This window comes from Pedobacter metabolipauper, assembly GCF_004362715.1.
Taxonomy (GTDB): Bacteria; Bacteroidota; Bacteroidia; order Sphingobacteriales; family Sphingobacteriaceae; genus Pedobacter; species Pedobacter metabolipauper.
In genome coordinates this window covers 75,624-96,763 of the sequence record NZ_SNYC01000008.1, presented here as the reverse complement: position 1 = coordinate 96,763, position 21,140 = coordinate 75,624, and the positions used below count along the sequence as shown (strand labels likewise).

Annotated in this window: 10 protein-coding genes; 7 read left to right on the top strand and 3 right to left on the bottom strand. The window is 42.7% G+C overall.

The genetic code is table 11. The annotated features are described in order from the left end of the window. Both ATK78_RS20825 and ATK78_RS20820 read right to left on the bottom strand, forming a co-directional pair. Positions 1-8,333: MBG domain-containing protein (locus ATK78_RS20825; RefSeq protein ID WP_208112414.1), on the bottom strand; the 8,333-nt coding region annotated here is incomplete at its 3' end. Between the two features lie 698 nt (positions 8,334-9,031). Continuing rightward, positions 9,032-10,012: a helix-turn-helix domain-containing protein gene (locus ATK78_RS20820; RefSeq protein WP_133578068.1), complete on the bottom strand. Its 981-nt coding sequence runs from the start codon at positions 10,010-10,012 to the stop codon at positions 9,032-9,034. A 79-nt stretch (positions 10,013-10,091) separates the two neighbouring features. Here ATK78_RS20820 and ATK78_RS20815 point away from each other — a divergent pair, with 79 nt between their 5' ends. From ATK78_RS20815 to ATK78_RS20800, 4 genes are all read left to right on the top strand, one after another. Further along, entirely contained in the window at positions 10,092-12,563 is a 2,472-nt protein-coding gene (locus ATK78_RS20815) for a TonB-dependent receptor (RefSeq protein ID WP_133578067.1), read from the top strand. A gap of 19 nt (positions 12,564-12,582) precedes the next feature. Continuing rightward, on the top strand, positions 12,583-13,965 hold the full coding sequence (locus ATK78_RS20810; protein ID WP_133578066.1) for a hypothetical protein: 1,383 nt from the start codon (positions 12,583-12,585) through the stop codon (positions 13,963-13,965). A gap of 89 nt (positions 13,966-14,054) precedes the next feature. Next, on the top strand, positions 14,055-15,665 hold the full coding sequence (locus ATK78_RS20805) for an ankyrin repeat domain-containing protein (protein ID WP_133578065.1): 1,611 nt from the start codon (positions 14,055-14,057) through the stop codon (positions 15,663-15,665). Positions 15,666-15,679: 14 nt separating this feature from the next. After that, positions 15,680-16,165, top strand: coding sequence for a DUF2271 domain-containing protein (locus ATK78_RS20800; RefSeq protein ID WP_243732596.1), 486 nt, complete (start codon positions 15,680-15,682; stop codon positions 16,163-16,165). Between the two features lie 267 nt (positions 16,166-16,432). Here the strand turns inward: ATK78_RS20800 and ATK78_RS20795 are convergent, their stop codons facing one another. Further along, the gene (locus ATK78_RS20795) at positions 16,433-18,502 is read right to left on the bottom strand and encodes a glycoside hydrolase family protein (RefSeq protein ID WP_133578064.1); all 2,070 of its coding nucleotides are present in this window, start codon (positions 18,500-18,502) and stop codon (positions 16,433-16,435) included. A gap of 293 nt (positions 18,503-18,795) precedes the next feature. Here ATK78_RS20795 and hemW point away from each other — a divergent pair, with 293 nt between their 5' ends. The 3 genes from hemW (at position 18,796) to ATK78_RS20780 (ending at position 21,133) form a co-directional block, all read left to right on the top strand. Next, positions 18,796-19,938, top strand: a complete 1,143-nt coding sequence (hemW, locus tag ATK78_RS20790; protein ID WP_133578063.1) for a radical SAM family heme chaperone HemW — start codon at positions 18,796-18,798, stop codon at positions 19,936-19,938. Between the two features lie 5 nt (positions 19,939-19,943). Beyond that, positions 19,944-20,729: an SDR family oxidoreductase gene (locus ATK78_RS20785; RefSeq protein ID WP_133578062.1), complete on the top strand. Its 786-nt coding sequence runs from the start codon at positions 19,944-19,946 to the stop codon at positions 20,727-20,729. A 71-nt stretch (positions 20,730-20,800) separates the two neighbouring features. Continuing rightward, positions 20,801-21,133 carry a phage holin family protein gene (locus ATK78_RS20780; RefSeq protein ID WP_133578061.1) on the top strand — a complete coding sequence of 111 codons (333 nt, stop codon included), beginning with the start codon at positions 20,801-20,803 and terminating at the stop codon, positions 21,131-21,133. The last annotated feature ends 7 nt before the right edge of the window (positions 21,134-21,140 follow it).

The following is a 21,140-nucleotide window of genomic DNA, read 5'->3' as shown; positions in this document are numbered from 1 at the left end:
TGTGTAGCATTGGCAGTGATTACTGATGCAGCTTTACTGATCTTCAATTCTGCGGTTAGTTCCAAGTCTGCATAATTATCCTGCGTAACTGTAGCAGTTATGGTATAAGTGCCGGCATCCGTTTGGTCGTTACCAGTATAAGCAACAGTTGCATCTACCGGAAGGCCGGCGACTTCAAGACTTTTAGCCGTACCGTCATAGGTAAAGGTTTGATCTGCTAAAGTAACACCTGTTATCATTGCCGGATTGATTTTTAGTGTAACCGTTTTAGTTGCTTGCTGGTAGTTTTCGGTTTCTGCAGCATTGAGCGTAATGCTGTAACTGCCCGCATTGGTGTAGCTTTGCTGAGGGTCATAGCTAATGGTGGTTTCGCTGTGGTTTAACGTTCCACTTACTGACTTGGCGGTTCCATCATACATAAAGGTTTGCATGGCATCGGCAGTGATTACTGATGCAGCTTTACTGATCTTCAATTCTGCGGTTAGTTCCAAGTCTGCATAATTGGTCTGCGTAACTGTAGCGGTTATCGTATAATTGCCCGCGTCCGTTTGACCATTACCGGTGTAATTGACAATTGCACCCGCCGGAAGACCGGTTACTTCAAGACTTTTAGCCGTACCGTCATAGGTAAAGGTTTGATCTGCTAAAGTAACACCTGTTATCGTTGCCGGGTTGATCTTTAGTGTAACCGTTTTACTCGATTCCAGATAGTTTGCAGTTTCTGCAGCCTTAAGCGTAATGCTGTAACTGCCTGCATTGGTGTAGCTTTGCTGTGGATCGTAGCTGAGGGTCGTTTCGCTGTGGTTTAACGTTCCGGTTACCGATTTTGCAGTTCCATCATACGTAAATGTTTGTGTTGCATCGGCAGTGATTACTGACACAGCTTTATTGATCTTCAGTTCGGCAGTCAGTTCCAGATCTGCATAATTGGCCTGCGTAACTGTAGCGGTTACTGTATAAGTACCGGCGTCCGTTTGACCATTACCGGTGTAATTGACAATTGCACCCGCCGGAAGACCGGTTACTTCGATACTTTTAGTCGTACCGTCATAGGTAAACGTTTGATCTGCTAAAGTAACGCCTGTTATCGTTGCCGGGTTGATCTTTAGTGTAACCGTTTTAGTTGCTTCCAGGTAATTGGTGGTTTCTGCAGCCTTAAGTGTAATGCTGTAACTGCCTGCATTGGTGTAGCTTTGCTGAGGGGCATAGCTGAGGGTCGTTTCGCTGTGGTTTAACGTTCCACTTACTGACTTGGCGGTTCCGTTATACGTAAAGGTTTGCGTTGCATCGGCGGTGATCACGCTTGCCGCCTTGCTAATTTTCAACTCAGCGGTCAGTTCCAGGTCTGCATAATTGGCCTGCGTAACTATAGCGGTTACCGTATAAGTGCCAGCGTCTGTTTGGTCGTTACCGGTATAAGTAACACTTGCATCTGATGGAAGACCGGTTACTTCAAGACTTTTAGCCGTACCGTCATAGGTAAAGGTTTGATCTGCTAAAGTAACACTTGTTATCGTTGCCGGGTTGATCTTTAGTGTAACCGTTTTAGTTGCTTCCAGGTAGTTTGCGGTTTCTGCAGCATTGAGCGTAATGCTGTAACTGCCTGCATTGGTGTAGCTTTGCTGTGGATCGTAACTGATGGTTGTTTCGCTGTGGTTTAACGTTCCACTTACCGATTTGGCGGTTCCGTTATACGTGAATGTTTGTGTAGCATTGGCAGTGATTACTGATGCAGCTTTACTGATCTTCAATTCTGCGGTTAGTTCCAAGTCTGCATAATTATCCTGCGTAACTGTAGCGGTTACCGTATATGTGCCGGCATCCGTTTGGTCGTTACCAGTATAAGCAACAGTTGCATCTGCAGGAAGACCGGCGATTTCAATACTTTTAGCCGTACCATCATAGGTAAAGGTTTGGCCCGTTAAAGTAACACCTGTTATCGTTGCCAGGTTAATTTTTAATGTAACCGTTTTAGTTGATTCCAGATAGTTTGTGGTTTCTGTAGCCTTAAGTGTAATGCTGTAACTGCCTGCATCGGTATAGCTTTGCTGAGGGTCATAGCTAATGGTGGTTTCGCTGTGGTTTAACGTTCCACTTACTGACTTGGCGGTTCCATCATACGTAAATGTTTGCGTAGCATCGGCAGTGATTACTGATGCAGCTTTACTGATCTTCAATTCTGCGGTTAGTTCCAGGTCTGCATAATTATCCTGCGTAACTGTAGCGGTTACCGTATAAGTGCCGGCGGCCGTTTGGTCGTTACCAGTATAAGCAACAGTTGCATCTGCCGGAAGACCGGTTACTTCAAGACTTTTAGCCGTACCGTCATAGGTAAAGGTTTGATCTGCTAAAGTAATGCCCGTTATTGTTGCCCTGTTGATCTTTAGCGTAACCGTTTTACTTGCTTCCAGATAGTTTACGGTTTCTGCGGCCTTCAGCGTAATGCTGTAACTGCCTGCATTGGTGTAGCTTTGCTGAGGGTCATAGCTGATGGTTGTCTCGCTGTGGTTTAAGGTTCCACTTACCGATTTTGCAGTTCCATCATACGTAAACGTTTGTGTAGCATCGGCAGTGATCACGCTTGTCGCTTTATTTATCTTCAGTTCGGCGGTCAGTTCCAGGTCTTCATAATTGGTCAGCGTAACCGTAGCGGTTACCGTATAAGTGCCGGACTCCTTTTGGTCGTTACCAGTATAAGTCACACTTGCATCTGCAGGAAGACCGGTTACTTCAAGACTTTTAGCCGTACCGTCATAGGTAAAGGTTTGATCTGCTAAAGTAACGCCCGTTATTGTTGCCGGATTGATTTTTAGCGTAGCAGTTTTACTTGATTCCAGATAGTTTGCAGTTTCTGCAGCCTTAAGTGTAATGCTGTAACTGCCTGCATTGGTGTAGCTTTGCTGAGGGTCATAGCTGATGGTTGTCTCGCTGTGGTTTAACGTTCCACTTACTGACTTGGCGGTTCCATCATACGTAAATGTTTGCGTGGCATCGGCGGTGATCACGCTTGCCGCCTTGTTAATTTTCAGCTCAGCGGTCAGTTCCAGGTCTGCATAATTGGCCTGCGTAACTATAGCGGTTACCGTATATGTGCCGGCGTCCGTTTGATCGTTACTGGTATAAGTAACACTTGCATCTGCAGGAAGACCGGTGACTTCAAGACTTTTAGCCGTACCGTCATAGGTAAAGGTTCGATCTGCTAAAGTAACACCTGTTATCGTTGCCGGGTTAATTTTTAATGTAACAGTCTTACTCGCTTCCAGGTAGTTTGCGGTTTCTGCAGCCTTAAGCGTAATGCTGTAACTGCCCGCATGGGTATAACTTTGCTGAGGATCATAGCTGATGGTGGTTTCGCTGTGGTTTAAGGTTCCTGTTACCGATTTGGCTGTTCCGTTATACGTAAATGTTTGCGTAGCGTCTGCCGTGATCACGCTTGTTGCTTTACTGATCTTCAGTTCGGCGGTCAGTTCCAGGTCTTCATAATTGGTCTGCGTAACTGTAGCGGTTACCGTATATGTGCCGGCGTCCGTTTGGTCGTTACCGGTATAAGTAATACTTGCATCTGCCGGAAGATCGGTTACTTCGAGACTCTTAGTCGTACCGTCATAGGTAAACGTCTGATCTGCTAAAGTAACACCTGTTATCGTTGCCGGGTTGATCTTCAGCGTAACAGTCTTACTTGATTCCAGATAGTTTGCGGTTTCTGCAGACTTCAGTGTAATGCTGTAACTGCCAGCGTTGGTATAGCTTTGCTGAGGATCGTAGCTGAGGGTCGTTTCACTGTGGTTTAAGGTTCCACTTACCGATTTGGCAGTTCCATTATACGTAAAGGTTTGCGTAGCATCGGCGGTGATCACGCTTGCCGCCTTGTTAATTTTCAGTTCAGCGGTCAGTTCCAGGTCTGCATAATTGGTCAGCGTAACCGTAGCGGTTACCGTATAAGTGCCGGACTCCTTTTGGTCGTTACCGGTATAAGTAATACTTGCATCTGCCGGAAGACCGGTTACTTCGAGACTTTTAACCGTACCGTCATAGGTAAAGGTTTGGTCTGATAAAGTAACGCCTGTTATTGTTGCCGGAAGGATCTCTAGGTTTTCCCCCTGATAAGTAAGTTCATAGTTATCATTTAAAGCAAGATCACCCAGTTTTATCGCGTAGGTACCTACATTTTCACCAGTATCCCTGGTTAGGCTACCTGTAAACTCATCCGCGCCGACTAATGTACCAAAAGATATCTCGTAGGTGAGTGCAACAGGATCGGCATCACCATATATTTTGCTTTGCGCATCTGCCGTTACCGTCAGTTTACGTGGCGCTACCCGTAAGACTTTGGTAACTGACACCGGATCATATTCACTATCTCCGGTTGCATTTACAGTTATAACGACATCACCGGCATTCTTTAAATGTATTTTTCCATCTACAATACTTACCGCATCATTGTTAGCCGGAACAGAATAAGTAATTATAGCGTCTGAATAGCTTGATGACGCAGGACTAAAATCGGCATCACCATAAACCGTTGCAATCGTGTCATTGACTAAATTACTAAAGGTAATGACCTGATGCTTAGTCTGATGCTCAAAAGCACCCAGATCAATCTGTCCATCAAAAATACGGGTATTACCAGCTATATCAGTACCGCCTACCTGAACCGGATATCCAGCAGTATTGGTTTTAGGATCACCTGCATTAATTGCCGGACTGGATGCCTGCAGAGTAAAATCATTATTGGCAGCATCAGTGAACTTCGGATTAATACTGCCATCCAGGTTATGCTTTATTGCATTAGCTGATATGCCCTCTATAAGACTATAATTAATATCTGTACCCACATTTTGTCCATTAGAAATACCAGTATCACTATTTCCATAAATAATGCTATTAGAAATCAATAGGTAGGAATCAGCTATATTACGAATCCCATTACCATAAGTTGCAGCCGTATTGCCATAAATTACCATGTTATTCAGTACTGGTGAAGAGCCCTGATTGAGCATTCCGCCACCAAATGATGCCGTATTATTCGCAACGATCACATTATTGAATATGGGAGAAGTGGAATTATAGTTAACTATTCCGCCACCATTTCCAGCTGAATTCCCGCTGATCACAACATTATTAAGGTTTGGAGAGGCCGACGAATTGTAAACACCACCGCCAGAATTGGCATAATTACCTGTTATCGTAGTATTGGTTATTATCGGGGCAGAAGATATTGCATATAAACCTCCACCAGCATCTAATGGAAGTCCTTTTAAGTTCGCAGTAATAGAGGCATTTAGGTTTCCATTCGCGCCAGTAATGATGAACCCATTTAATTCAGCGGTGCCCACAGCATCAGCGGCAACAACTACGTGATAGGCATTTTCGGAATTATTACCGCTGGGCTGACCGTTTACCGAAAAAATATCATCTTCGTCATAGTCTCCGCTTAAAACAGTCCGGTTAGTTTTCCAGTCACGATTTTCCAATCCTTCACCATCTGTCGCAGTGGCTGTAAAACCTCCAAATAGTTTAACATCCGGAACCAGTACAAATGTACTGAACCTGTCAGCAGGGCCACTGCTGACCAGATTACGCGGGTCATATATTGGATGGTACGTACCGGCAGCTACCCAGATCTGTTTAACAGTACCCGGTGTTGTAGTATTGAGGGTTTTCGCCAGTTTCAAAGCATCTGCAACTTCGCCCATCGCATTGTCCCAACTGGTACCATTGCCAGGCGAACCCTTTTTTACATAAAATATCCCATTGGCGTCGGGCTGTATAACCGGATTGTATGGGCTTTCGAAAGCCCCCATATCAATCTGTCTTTTCTGAATCCGTGCGTTGTTTGCCAGGTCGGCATTCCCAGTTTGCAAAAAGTATCCATTGCTATTGGTCTTTGGATCTCCGGCGTTAACGGCCAGACTACCATCTTTTAATGTAAGATTTCCGTTTGCTATATCTGTAAACTGCGGATTAACATTTCCGTCAAGGTTATGATGTATCGCATCCGCGGCATAGCCTCCAATAAGACTATAGCGAATAATTGATGAAATAGTGGCCGATGAAACTCTGTAATAATCTATCGGTCCTGCCCCTACATTGCCCCAAATAATTGTGTTATAAATCTTACAATAGGAATTGTTATCATCGTCAGCAATTCCCCCCCTGTCATTTTTACTGATGGTAGAATTGATGATCATTGGAGTAGATGAATCACTGTTATGAATCCCGCCGCCTGAATCTGATGCTGAATTATTATAAATTAGACAATTGATGATTGTTGGAGCAGATGCAATGTTTGCTATTCCCCCTCCCTGTGTTCCTGAATTTCCGGTTATTATACAGTTGGAGATGACCGGCGAGGCAGAAGAATTATAAATACCGCCACCAATTAAGTTATAGCCTGTACCCTCAGTAACCCTAAAACCATCTAATAAAGGTGTATCATCAAGGTTTTCATTAACGAAAACACTAGAACCATTTCCTTTCAATGTGGTAACATTGGTTTTCCAATTGCGGGCAGAAAGACTGCTTTCTGTTCCAGAGAAACCACCATATACACTTACATTGTTTAATAAACTAAAGGCTGAATTTAAAGCTGGCTGGTATGTTCCCTTTGCTACCCAGATCTGTTTAACTGTACCGGGTGTTGCTGCATTTAATGTTTTCGCTGCTTTTAATGCTTCATCAAGTTCACCCAGTGCATCATTCCAACTGGTACCTGCTCCCCCTGCGCCTTTATTGACATAAAAGATTCCGTTAGCATCCGGTTGGGGACTGGAGTCATCATAAGCACTTTCATAAGCGCCTAGGTCAATGGTGCCTTTTTGTATCCGTACATTCCCTGCAAGATCGATGATTCCAACATCTATTCCTGATCCGCTGACGTTAGTTTGCGGGTTGCCTGCATTGATAGCAGGACTACTGGTTTTCAAGGTATAGTCGCCGTTTGCGGGATCAGTAAACTGGACATTTTTATTTCCATCCAGAATATATTTGGCAGGATCAGCTGCTATGCCCTGTACTAAACTATAGGATATATTGGCTGTACCAGTTATACCTGCGTTATTACCTGAAACGATTGTATTAATTAGCGTTGGATTAGCACTTGCATTCATTATTGCTCCATTACCACCACTATTGTTATTGCTAATCGTAACATTTATAAAAGTAGGATTACCATTGGCATTGTAAGCTCCAGCACCATGACTTGAAGATGTGTTGCCATTAATAAGTATATTCTTGAAAACCGGGCTTGAAACAGCATTATAAATTCCTCCACCAACCGTTGCTGTATTACCTGTAACGATGATGTTGGAAAAAGCTGGCGAAGAAGAACGGTTTGCTATACCACCGCCGCAATTTGCTATCAGTGTGTTCAAACCGATCTTTACCTGGGGAGCCCCAATACCATTTGCGCCTTTAACAGTAAAGCCGTTGAGTTCCGCTGTTCCTACATTGTCAAAAGAAGTTACGACCCGATAGGCATTCTCGCCATTATTACCGATCGGCTGCCCATTAGCAGCATATTGATCATCACCAGAAAAATCACCACTCAATATTGTTGGATTAGTCTTCCAATTGCGGATTTGCATGCCATCTCCATCGGCTGCCGTTGCAGAGAAGCCACCGTATATTTTCACATTCTTTACCAATAAAAAAGCGTTGGCTCTATCAATAGAATTGGTACTGCTTAAATCATCTGGCTTATAAAGCGGGTGGTAAGTTCCCGCAGCTACCCAGATTTCCTTAATGGCAGTATTGGTTTTAGCTCCTTTTAAAGCGTACGCCAGTTCACCTAAGGCGTCGCTCCAACTGCCGCCATTACCTATTCCGTCTTTTTTTACGTAGAGTATACCATTGGCATCGGGTGCAGGATTAATGGCCGAGGTGGTAAAAGAAGTTGTAACGGCTGCAGATGTTGTATTTCCATTGCAATTTGCTACAACAGTAACTTCATAGTAAGTGCCCGGCAACAGTCCTGATAAATTTACCGGTGAAGTGGTAACTGTCTGTGTAACCGTGGCTGGACTGGTTGTTACTGTATAATTATTAGGCGAACCGTAAGCAGAAAAACTGAATGAAGCTGAAGCTGGTGTAATGCTGTTCACACTCGGATTAGTAGGCGCATTGCAGGGACCCGTTATACAGGCAGAGACATTACCCGTCTGGCCACTGCTATAAGGGTAAACACGAAAGTAATATTGTTGGCCAACTATTAAGCCGCTAAGCGAAAGTGTTTCAGTGCTATTCTCCACATGCTGATCAACGCAATCCAAGCTCACGAGTGCGCCACAGTTACCGGAAAAGGCTTGCAGCACGCCGTCAAATAAAGTAGACACCCTAATGTTATGGCTTGAGCTACTTGCTGTAAATCGAAACCATATATCCAGAGCTGATGGACTTGTAAAATTACTGCAGGAGGAAGGAGGCCTTGATTGGGTCGCGCCGTCAATCAAGCTGTTTACCAGTGAGCAATTGGCATCAGGCACAACTTCCAAAGCTCCACTGCATTCGTCGTTAGCCGGAGGTAGAGAAGATATTCTAGAAACGGTTTTATATTTTTTAGGGGTAGTAATTGTATGTTTTAATACCTCCCCTGCATAACTACTAAAGAAACCAGAGGATATTGTAAAAAGAAGTGTAAAAAAAATATAGCGCGTAAAAATCTTTAGCATCTTAATCTCGGTTATAGGTATTGTTTAGCACAGCTCCTGCACTAAGCATAAATCAGTTCAATAATCTTAGGTGGTTTATCTCCGTATGCATCAGTTTGGTTGCTAACGCTGTGAAAAACTATAACCAATGGCTAAGTCTCTCACCACACGGAGAATAAATTAACGGCAACTAAAATCGGGAGAATTGATGAATGAATGACCTACCCGTTGGGGTGGTTTTTATTTCTTTTTAGACAAGCTTAATTTATAAACCTAACTATAATAAAGACATATAAGACAAGCTATTTAGAGACATGTTATGATGCTAAAGCTGCAAGAAAATGCTAAAAATTAAAGAGAAAAATCAACAGATGGCAAAGGCCTTATGGGATCATGGTGACAAAGTTTTCAAAGACAACAGAAAAGTCTTCTATAAGGATAAGCAAAGATAATTTCCCTGACTTTATTTTATTGGGAAGGTAGCCGAAATACTTTTTAAATGCACTGCTAAAGTGGGTGGCATACTTGTATCCTGTTTTTTCCGATACCTCTGCTATGGTAACGTCCTTTTCAATCAGCATACGCTTGGCGAGGGTCATTTTGTAATCGGTCAGATAGCCGAAGACGGTAGTTCCGAAAGCGAGCTTAAAATCACGCTTCAGGTTGAATTCATTTGTACCTACCATGTGCGCAAGGCTGCGGAGCGAAAACTGCTGATTCATATTGTTCATCAGAAATTCCTTTACTTCATGCATTTTGTCCAGCTCTTCCTCTTTTAACTGACGAACAGCGGGATCATCTTTTCTCAGTTCAAATTGCGATAACTGAAGTACAAGCAGCTCCAGGATCTTGGATTCCAGGAATAGCTTTCCACAAAATCCGGTATGTTCAGATGTTCTCAGTGCGTTGAGTATGGCGGCGATTTCTGAAGTCATATGCAAATTACAGCCTGAAAATAATGCCGGTTCGTTTTTCTGCATTCCGTCCTTTAAATTCAGATAGCCCAAATGATCTGCAGGGATATACATAGAAAGGAAGGCCGGATCAATGCGGATAAAGATAGCTTCATGCGTTTCAGTTTTTATCTGCAATTGAAGCTTTTCATTGATTAGCAAAATATTGTGCTGCTGTTCGGCAAATGTAAGACAGGCTTTTTTAGATCCTGTCAAATAACCGTTCAACTTCCCCTTTAAAAGGAAGACCATTTGTAAACTAGAATTACCGGCAGATTTAATAAAAGCGCTTTTAATGTCATTAAAGGTCGAAAGGCTGTCAGAATAATAAATAGAAGCTTCTCTTTTTAAGTTAAAGATCTGGTCTGTACTTTCTCCTTTTAGCGTTGTTACTTCTCCCGATTGCGTCATATGTTGCCTCTATCTTTGTGCGAAGTTATCCTTATTAAGATTGTTTCCAAAGAAGATGTTGAAAAAGTTACACGTATTAATGAAACACCATATACTCCTGATCCTCATTTCCTGCTTTACTACCACTGCTGTGGCGCAAACCGGAATCCTGTCTGGCAAGGTAACCGATAACCATGCTAAACCCGTTGCCGATGCTACTGTGACCTTAAAAGAACTGGGCAGATCCGTAATGACGGACGACAATGGAAAGTATGAGATTAAGGGTGTAAAGTATGGCAGCTATACCCTGGTGATCAGCTCTGTAATCATACAGCCTAAAAGCATTGCTATCAAAATAGCATCGCCTGTTTCGGTAGTGAATGCCGAGGTGAAGGGTACAAAAGACAGGGAGCTGAAAGAGGTTAGTGTAGAGGGTAAGACAGAAAAAAGAAAGATAGAAACTTCGGGCTTTGCGGTAGCCATCATTGAAACCAAAGAGGCTTCATTAAGAAACCTGACAACCAATGAACTGCTGGACAGAGCCGTAGGTGTACGGGTAAGGCAGAATGGAGGCGTTGGTTCGAATGTAGAGTACAATTTAAATGGCATGTCCGGGAGTACAATCGGCATCTTTATCGACGGAATAGAGACCTCTACTTATGGCTCCTCTTTCAATCTCAACAATATACCTCCTGCAATGATTGAACGGATTGAGGTATACAAAGGGGTATTGCCTGCTCATTTATCCGGCAATTATATTGGTGGGGCGATCAATGTCATTCTTAAAAAAGATGCTTCTTTAAACAACATTACCGCAGCGGCTTCCTATGGTTCGTTTGGCACCTATAATGTCGATCTGTCGACCACGTTTCGAAATGAAAAAACAGGTTTCACATTTCGTGGAAGTGGCTTCCGGACACATTCCGATAACAGCTACACCACTTGGGGAGAATCTACCACCTACGTGGACTACAGGGGTGCTGTAACACGGCCTTTTCGTGCCAAGCGCTTTAATAACGTTTATGAATCGACTGCAGGAAGATTCGAGGCCGGCTTTACCAATGTAAAATGGGCTGATGTTTTTTTCATAGGCTATAATGTTTCCAAAAGTTATGAGGAGATTCCTCATGGCGTTTCTATGGCTACCCCTTATGTAGGACGAGTTAATAAAGCAGATGCTAACGTCTGGAGTTTAAACTATAATAAACGCAATTTATTTATTGACGGGCTTACTTTAAACGTTAATGCGACTAAAAGTGACAGGAGCACCCGTTTAGAGGATACCGTGACCACCCGGTTTAACTGGGACGGCTCTATACGGGAGTTTATAGATGATGGTGAGCGTAAGCCAGTAAGGATTACCTATATAGATGAATTTGGACAGACCCAATACCAGGCCCAGCAAGGCAGGCCTACAATGAGCCGTATAGACCGGGATATCATCAATGCCCGCTCCAACCTGGGATATATGGTATTTCCTGGCCACAAGATCTCTATAAACCATAAAATTGAAAGAACAGACCGCGATGATAACAACCTGCTTAAGCCGGTAGACAAGGATCTGGTAACTACCAGTCAAACCATTCAGAACATCCTGGCCTTTAATTATGAAACGGAATTTTGGAAGCAGCGTGTAAAGACCAATGCTCAACTTAAATATACCGCCAACCGTAATAACCAGAGAAGGGTAGATTTTGCCTATCCGGGAGGACAACCTGTTATTAACAGGCGTGATACATCCATTTTTACTGATAATGTGGGTTACTCTTTTGCTTTGGCTTTTAAAGTTGCTCCAAAAGTATACCTGGTAACTTCTAATGAAAATTCCTTTGTATCCCCAACAGAAACCCAGCTTTTTGGTGAGCCTGAACGGAACATTGTTCCAAACATTAACCTGTTACCTGAAAAGAACATCAATCTGAACCTGGGCTTTCGTACGGATGCATACAACTTCGGAAAAAGCAGGGTCTCCTTCTACGCAAGTGCTTTCTGGCGCAATGGATATGATAAAATTACGACGGAAACACTGGATGCCGACACCATTGAAAATGTCGACAATGCCATTCAGGACGTGACCAGATACATCAATCTCGGTATGACACAAGCGCGGGGCTTTGAGGCTGAAGTTATTTATGTGTTTAACAACAAGCTGAACGCCTCTTTCAACATATCCAAGTTCAACAATTTGTATAAGCAGGAATTTGACGAGCAAGGTAACCAAAGTCCATATTACAATCAGCAAGTTGTAAACGAGCCTTTTTTTAATATCAACGTCAATGCCCAGTACAGATTGAACAACCTGTTTCAGCCCAAATCTATCATGAATATATATTACAACTTTGGATACGTACAGGAATACAATATTGCCTGGCGGAATCCGGACTGGGGTATTACCCCGACACAATATGTTCATGATATAGGCACAAGTTATCGTTTTCCTTCGCAAAAAATTGTGCTGAGCGTTGACGCCAAAAACATCCTGAATGCCGAACTGTACGACAATTTTAAAAAGCAAAAGCCGGGCCGGGGAATCTACGTCAAACTGAATTATACACTTAATAAATTTCTATAAAACCAATAAATATAATATCATGAAAAAAAACCTATTAAAATCTATTCTTTATACTGCCGCTCTGTTTGCGGTAGCTTTGACTGGATGCAGTAAAAATGACGGATCTGACGATGGTGTACCTGAGGAAACTGACACACGCTGGATCACTTTGACAGCAGCATTGTCTGATCCGACAAGTACTACTGTGGATGGTAATGGTGGCACTTTGGCCTATAGTATCACACATGAGCAAGCGGTAGATCCTAACTTTACACTGGATATTTATCCTGAAGGTAAAGGTCTGCTTTTAACATCACCGCGTACTTCTCGTGTACAGGCTTCGGATGATGGTAAATTTTTATACGATATTCAATATACCGGTGCTGACGCAGGTTTGTTCCAAACTTATAAGGTGAATGGTGCAGGAAGTTACTCCATGTTTGGCCGTGAGGTAAACACCCAGGATATTCTGGGTACTCAACCACGCTGGGTTAAGTCTACAGATGAGATTGGTGTTGGTGTCAATTCAGACGGCACAGGAACACTTTCTACTGAATATGAAGGACAGGGACTGAACGCAACATTTTTAAGAAATATCAGGATTGTACGCGTAGCTATTTTGGATCTAAAAGATCCTGGAATGATCAATACACGTCAGGTTCCTGTGGCTTTTCCTGATGCACTTGCCAAACTGGGTTATACGTTAGGCCGTACAGATGTGCCGCTGGTTAACCAGGCTAAAACAAAGCTATATATCGGCTGTGCGGTGAGCAAAATTAACCCGGCAAGACCTACATTGAACTCTGACGGTACGGTTTCATGGACTACAAATGATGCGGCAAACAACACCATAGGAACAGCTACGCTGGTATTGGATTACCCAACACTAAGAAATCCTGAGTTCATTATATCTGCAGTAGCTAAAGGTAACAACAACGGCTATAGAACAAAAACCCAGTATGTAGGTACAGATGGTCATGTTTACCAGGCGGTAGCCACAAGTGGCTCACAGATTCTCCGCATCAGTAAAGACACCAATAAATATGACGACACCTACAATTTTGACCTGAATACTGCTTTAGGTACTACGGGTACTTCAATCCGTTCATGGAAATATCTTAAGGATGGTAAGGCTGTAATCATGTACCAGGAAACTGGTAAAAATGGTGGCTATATTGCTTTGGTTGATTTAAATAACCCTTCTGCTCCTGCTAAAAAACTAGCTACAGAAGTTGAGGCGGATGTGGATCTAAACTTTGGTCAGCATCAAAACATAGGTATGGAAGGCGACTTTGCCTATATCCCATTAACTCCTGCTGGTAAAGAGGGTAACCTTTATGTGATCAACTGGAAAAACGGAACCATTGCTAAAGGTGCTAAGCTGACTGCCTATACAAGAGCCCGCTATATCGGAGCGTTCTAGATCGTTTACGATAAAGATGCTTCAAAAGGTTCCGGTTTTTACCGGCACCTTTTTTTATTTTTCAGTCAAACAGATTAAAATATTCATATATGAAAAGATTACTAGCTGCAATTTTCACGTTATTTTTCCTGGCGGCCAATGCCCAGCAAAATACACTACTGACCCCGGCCTTTTGGCAGGGCAAACCGGATGCAGCTGCAATAAAAGCGGAAGTGGACAAAGGCAATAGTCCATCTCAGTTTAACGGGTCGAATTTCGATCCTGTGGTAATGGCGATCAATGCCGACGCATCTACGGAAAGTATTAAATACCTGTTGTCTCAGCCTGGTAACGAGGTCAACAAAGTAACGCATGATAGCAGAAATTATCTGCATTGGGCTGCCAGCAAGGGAAATACCGAAGTGATGGAATACCTGCTAAGCAAAGGTGCTGTAATAGATAATGAGGACAGTCACGGTTCTACCCCGCTATTTTTTGCTGCAGGTGCTGCCCAGTCAAATACAAAGGTATATGACCTGTTAATTGCCAAAGGTGCCGACCTGAAAAAAGATGTCAATTCGGATGGCGCCAATGTGCTGTTGCTGGCAATTGCCAATGATAAGGAACTGGCTTTAACTAATTATTTTGTAAGCAAAGGTCTGGATCTCAACAGCACTGATGCTGCCGGCAACAATGCGTTTAGTTATGCTGCACGTTCCGGAAATGTGGAGGTGTTAAAATCGCTTGTGCAAAAAGGTATAAAGCCCAATCCATACGCCATGCTGATGGCAGCCCAGGGATCAAGACGGGGTGCCAATACGATTGAAGTATACCAGTACCTGGAAAGCCTCAACATCAAACCTGCGGTTACCGGTAAAAATGGTGAAAATGTACTGCACGCTATTGTACGCAAACAAAACCAGACTGACATTATTAAATATTTTTTAGCTAGGGGTGTGGATGTAAACCAGCAGGATGAAGAAGGCAATAGCGTATTTATGAATGCTGTAGCTGCTAATCGTGATACTGCTGTTATTGTGATGCTGCTTCCACATATTAAAAATATCAACCTGGTAAACGAAAAAGGAGTTTCGGCTTTAGCTATGGCTGTCCGCGGCAATTTACCGGGAGTGGTCAGCTACCTGATCGGTAAGGGAGCTGTAGTGAAAGGATTGGATAAAAGCGGCAATACCCTGGCGTATTATGCATTGGAATCTTACCGTCCGGCAGGAGGACCAGGATTTGGAGGACCAGGCGGTCAGGCACCTTCAGGTGGCAGACCGGGTGCACAGGGGGGGCCTGGGCAGGCTGGTGCGGGCAGGGCAGATGCTGCTGGCCGGCCAGGTGAACGTACTTTTAATGGTCCAAAGCCGGAGGACTTTGAAACAAAGATCAAAATACTTCAAAAAGAAGGTTTAGATATAACTGCTCCGCAGGAAAATGGAAACTCTTTATATCACCTCGCGGTAGTTAAAAATGACATTTCCTTATTAAAGCGTCTTCAGCCTTTAGGCCTTGATGTTAATGCTAAAAATAAAGAAGGCTTTACGGCTTTACACAAAGCTGCACTGATCTCTAAAGATGATGTGGTGTTGAAATACTTATTGTCAATAGGCGCTAAAACGGATGTAAAGACTAATTTTGAAGAAACAGCTTTTGATCTGGCTTCTGAAAATGAATACCTCACTAAAAACAACGTATCCCTTACTTTTCTTAAATAGTATCTTTCTCCATTATGATGTCGAATTTATATAAAACAGCAGCGCTCTTCATTTTATTATTTTGCAGCGTGTCTTTTCATGCTGCTGCACAAACCAATAAATACAAATGCATGATCCAGATGACCAATTACACGGGCGAAGGCGCATACCTTGTGATATCGCTGATCAATAGCAAGGGTGCTTATGAAAAAACACTTAGCGTATTGGGACCGGATAAACAATGGTATAAAACCATTAAGGAATGGAACAAGTTTTACCTTAAGCAACCCAATGTAAGTGCAGTAACCGGTGCTTCTGTTACTGGTGGAGACCGCGCTGTGCGGGTGATAGAAATTGATAAGTCAAAGATCAACGCGGGTTACAAATTAAGATTTGAAAGTGCTGTTGAAGACAAAGCCTATCATGTTAAAGACCTGGAAATTCCATTAACAACGGAAAGCCTGTCTGCAAAAAGCGATGGCACCGGCTATATCCGGTATGTCCGTTTTAGCGCAAACTAACATCATCCTTATTTAGGATCATTTTCGTTTGAAAAGGTTGTATCATTAAAGCACAACAAAAATAAGTTAAACTTTCAAATTACACGATTTTAGAGCTACAACCTTACCATTTGAAAGTTTAACTTTCAAATGGTAAGGTAAAATCCATTTCTTATAAGACCGCAAACTTGAGTACATAAGATACAAGTGCCATCGATTAAAGCAAATATTTGCAATAATTTAAGTCATATAGTCACCTGTTAAAACGATGACTATATGACTCGTTTCTTAATTTTTAAGTGCCGCTATTTTGACATTTTTGATCCCGGTTTCTTCCGATCTTAACAGGAGTTTCTCGACCTTTAAATCCGTGCGGAAAGCGATCATTGTGCGTTGACCTGCAATTTCAGTGTCGATCTGTGAACCGCCAAATTTATCTTCATATTTGACAATCATGCGAACAGTAAACGGTTTATCCGTATTGATCAAATTTTCAATCGCGTAATTACGTGCACTGCTTGGAGAACCTCCCTCACGCAATGATTTCTCGACACCTGAGAAATTCTGAAGTTGTCCTTTTCCATATTGTGCTTTTTTCGCTTTTGGGCTAATTTGGACTTCACAAGCTTGATTTTCACCATCTGCACCCAGAAAAAGTGCACCGAGTTTTCCAGACAAATCTGTACCAGGCTCTACATCAAATGTTAGCAGGAAAGAGGGAGATCCTGTGGCAAAAGAGGAAGTCTCTTTAATTTCTTTCGCCAATGATTTTTCTTTATGGGTTGCAGGAATTATTTCCTCCATCCATTTTGTCCCAATTCTACCTTCAGGTGATTGAACCATTTCATGAATAGTCAATGCTCCACCCCAGCGCCCCATGGGAATCCAGCCGGCCAATAAGAAACGGCCGTCGTTTATTTCTGTCACGGCTGGCACGTTCATTCCATTGTAAAAGTCCAGCCCCGCTTTAACGCCATCTACAAATTTATCTTCCGGTGCACTTACCGGCTTTAACCAAAAGCCGGTAAAACCACCAATAACGTAATCAAAATTTCTCCAGCGGAAGAAGAATGTGCAGTCGCCCCCTGGAGGAAATTCCTGATTAACAGATCTCCAACCTCCATCTATGGATTTTGATTCCCAGGTTCCTTTCGCTCCATAGTTCGCTAACATGCGTAAGCGTCCTTCGGGGTCTGTATAAACACTTGGGTTTTCACAAGGATGGAATAATATTTTTGTTTTCTTGAAATTACTAATACCATCTTCACTGATGGAATAAGTGGACCCGGCCGGATAGCCAGGAATGGTATCATAGCGGAAGGAGCCTGTAACGCCATGTTTATTGTAGTAATCCCACTGTAAGGGTAGCGTGGTTTGTTCCTTAGGATAGATCCTTGTAGTGTGCAGGCCGTAACTAACACAAAGTTTATTGTTAAAGATAAAAGGTGTTCCGGTCCCGAATGTTTCCCATTGTTCCTCTATAGGAGTCGCAGCTTCGTGTTCGGTCCATGTTTTGAAGTCAGTTGTTGAGAGGTGCTCGAAATAATGCGCCCCTTTTCCAAATTTGCTGGAATGACCCCGGCGATCAAATAAATAAAATAGGTGATAACGTCCGTTATGATAGAAAGTTACGACGTCGCCTACCCAGGTATTATGTCCCTGAGGCGTCCAATACTGAATCTCAGCTGAAGAGCGGGGTATTTTCAATGCCACTTTTTGTGGCTCAATTCCCGGGAAGAAAATTTCAGCCTTTGAAACAAGTGAAGGATCTATTTCCCAAGTGCTTTGTTTTCCCCATTTTGGGTAGCCTAAGGCGAAGTCGTTGTCAAGAAGCTCGTTGTCAAGATACAAGGTCCATCTCACACCAGAGAAATGAAGCAACACCTCATGCTCCCCTTCGGATTTTTCCAACATCGCTAAGGGAATACCTATGGGCATGTCACTTGCGCCTTTAGGTTCAGTAGGAGAATGAAGCCGGAGAGCGGCTTCGAGTACAGGAATAGAGCCATCAGGCATTGGATAAGCTGGATAGTTTTGAATTTTTCGATCCTTCGCATCATGTTGAAAGGTCTTCATATTCAGTACACCTGGAATTTGAAGAAGATTCTTGATGGAGTTTTCCCTTTTTAGATTGACCGACATTTTGATGGTAAAACTGCTGCTGTCAGACGGCGCAGTGAAAGTTCCACTTGTTTTTTCCGGTGAGAGTGCACTGAGTGCTGATCCTTCCGAAAAATGCCAGGGAGAGGAACGTAACAAAAGTTGAACAGCTTGTCGTTTTGGAGCGCAACCAGTGCAGAGCAGGCTGCAGATGATCACCAATATTACGAAAGAGGAATTTACTAATTTATTTTTCATGAATTTACTATTAAAGTGTATCAATTCGTATAGCGCGAAAGACAGATGAGCATTCTATAGTTCAGACTCATATCTTTCATATCTTAACAGATGTTAAATGTAAATTAAATGATAATATATATATATGTTTTTAAATGCTTGCGTCAACTAAACTGATACATTTTCAGCCAGCTTATTACCACACACTCATCGATTATATTAGCTTATCCCAATGATACTATCTATCAGATGAAACCAGAAGGAATAAATAAAGTGAAGTATAAAGAGACGGATTTATACCTTACTTTTGCCAGATGGCCGGGATTTATATTCACATACCTTTTTGTAAAAAAGCATGCACCTACTGCGATTTTCATTTTAGCACTTCGCTGAAGTATGTGGATGAGATGACGGATGCCATCTGCTCAGAGATCATTAAAAAAAAGGACAGGATCACGGATCAGGTCGGAACCATTTATTTTGGCGGCGGCACCCCTTCTGTACTCCCATCCAAAGCCTTCGAAAAAATATTCAATACCATTACCACTCATTTCTCAGTTTCTTCGGATGCAGAGATCACAATAGAAGCGAACCCGGATGATCTGGATGCAAAAAAGATCAGTGAATTGCGACAGTTACCCGTAAACCGTTTCAGTATAGGCATCCAGTCCTTTTTTGATGAAGACCTGATCTGGATGAACCGTGCACACAATTCCAGCGAAGCCGAAACCTGTATTAAGCGGAGTCAGGATGCCGGTTTTGAAAACTTAAGCATTGATCTGATTTATGGCTATCCCTTATTAACGGACAGTAAATGGCTTCGGAATATAAATAAAGCCATTGAGTTTGAAACGCCGCACATTTCAGCCTATTCTTTAACTGTTGAACCCCGAACGGCATTGGCCAGCTCCATTAAAAGAGGTAAAGAGGTGCCGCTGAACGATGAGCAAAGTGCCGAGCAATTCATTACGCTCATAGATAAATTGAAAGCAGGCGGCTTTGAGCATTATGAGATCTCCAACTTCAGCAAGCCTGGCAAATATGCGGTACACAATACCAATTACTGGCGTGGTGTACCCTATTTAGGGATCGGGCCATCTGCACATGGCTTTGATGGTCAGACCCGGTATTTAAACATCGCAAATAATGCGGCATACCTCAATCAGCTGCAGGAAGGTAAACTTGCAGAGACCATCGAAGAACTCGATCAATACGACCGGTTCAATGAATACGTGATGACCTCCTTACGTACCATGTGGGGAACGAGCTTGAATAAGATTGAAGCCGATTTCGGTAAAGCCTTTCATAAAGATACATTGAAAAACATCAAGCCATTCCTGGAAAGACAGTGGTTAACACATCAGGATGAACACCTGACCCTAACTGCCGACGGCAAACTATTTGCAGACTATATTGCCTCGGAGCTTTTTTTAATACACGACGATCACTATAATTAATACGGATGAAAAATAAAGTAGTATGGATCACCGGTGCATCTTCCGGTATTGGAGAAGCACTGGTTTATGCTTACAACAAAATGGGTGTAAGGCTAATTATCTCGTCGCGTAACCGCGATGAGTTATACCGGGTTAAAATGGCCTGCAAGAACCCGGTTAATATTCATGTATTACCGATCGACCTTGAAAACACCGATGCGTTGGCAGGAAAAGCTGAAGAAGCCATTCGCATTTTCGGTTACATAGATATCTTAATCCACAGCGGAGGGATCAGCCAGCGGAGCCTGGCCGTTGAAACAGATTTGGCTACAGAACAACGCCTGATGAATGTAAACTTCTGGGGTACGGTAGCTTTAACCAAGATTGTACTACCTGTTATGATTGCCAAAGGAGGTGGAAACATTGTCTGCATCAGCAGCCTGGTTGGTAAATTTGGAACACGCATGCGCTCCGCCTATTCTGCATCCAAACATGCTTTACATGGTTACTTTGATTCCCTGCGACTGGAAGTCTTTGATAAAAATATCCATATTACCATTGCCTGTCCGGGTTTTATCAAAACAAACATTACCATCAATGCGCTAACTTCAGACGGTTCCCCACAAGGCACAATGGACGCTGCACAGGAAAACGGAATGCTTCCTGCAGCATGTGCGGAGAAAATTATTCAAGCCATTCAACAACATAAAGAAGAGGTATATATAGGCGGTAAAGAGGTAAAAGGAGTTTGGTTAAAACGGTTCTTCCCTCTCCGGTTTTCTAAATATTTAAGAACAGCTAAGGTTACCTAACTAAATTATTTAGCGGTTTCCGCATATTTTTGGATTGATTTTTGAATATTGCATTCAAACAACTAAAAACTATGAGTTTCATTATTCTATTGCTGATCAATGCCGGGATTTTACTAGGTATGACTTACATTCTGCCGACTGTAACCATCAAAAACTATACAACAGCCATTCTTGTGGCCCTGGTTATTGGACTCTTAAATGCAACCATTGGCTGGCTGATCCGCTTCCCGATGAATGTGGTTACTCTTGGTTTGCTTTCGTTCGTAATCCACCTTTTTGTTACTGCGGTGATGATTAAAATTGCCGACATATTATTCTCCGATTTCCAGATCAAAGGTTTTGCCCCTGCTGTGATCATCGCCCTGGTTATGGCCATTGTAGGAAGCTTAATTAACTTTTTCTAGATTCATT

Excerpts from the sequence above, each read along its gene's own strand:
- ATK78_RS20820 (WP_133578068.1), bottom strand. The coding sequence starts at position 10,012 with ATGACGCAATCGGGAGAAGTAACAACGCTAAAAGGAGAAAGTACAGAC.
- ATK78_RS20815 (WP_133578067.1), top strand. The coding sequence starts at position 10,092 with ATGAAACACCATATACTCCTGATCCTCATTTCCTGCTTTACTACCACT.
- ATK78_RS20810 (WP_133578066.1), top strand. The coding sequence starts at position 12,583 with ATGAAAAAAAACCTATTAAAATCTATTCTTTATACTGCCGCTCTGTTT.
- ATK78_RS20805 (WP_133578065.1), top strand. The coding sequence starts at position 14,055 with ATGAAAAGATTACTAGCTGCAATTTTCACGTTATTTTTCCTGGCGGCC.
- ATK78_RS20800 (WP_243732596.1), top strand. The coding sequence starts at position 15,680 with ATGATGTCGAATTTATATAAAACAGCAGCGCTCTTCATTTTATTATTT.
- ATK78_RS20795 (WP_133578064.1), bottom strand. The coding sequence starts at position 18,502 with ATGAAAAATAAATTAGTAAATTCCTCTTTCGTAATATTGGTGATCATC.
- hemW (WP_133578063.1), top strand. The coding sequence starts at position 18,796 with ATGGCCGGGATTTATATTCACATACCTTTTTGTAAAAAAGCATGCACC.
- ATK78_RS20785 (WP_133578062.1), top strand. The coding sequence starts at position 19,944 with ATGAAAAATAAAGTAGTATGGATCACCGGTGCATCTTCCGGTATTGGA.
- ATK78_RS20780 (WP_133578061.1), top strand. The coding sequence starts at position 20,801 with ATGAGTTTCATTATTCTATTGCTGATCAATGCCGGGATTTTACTAGGT.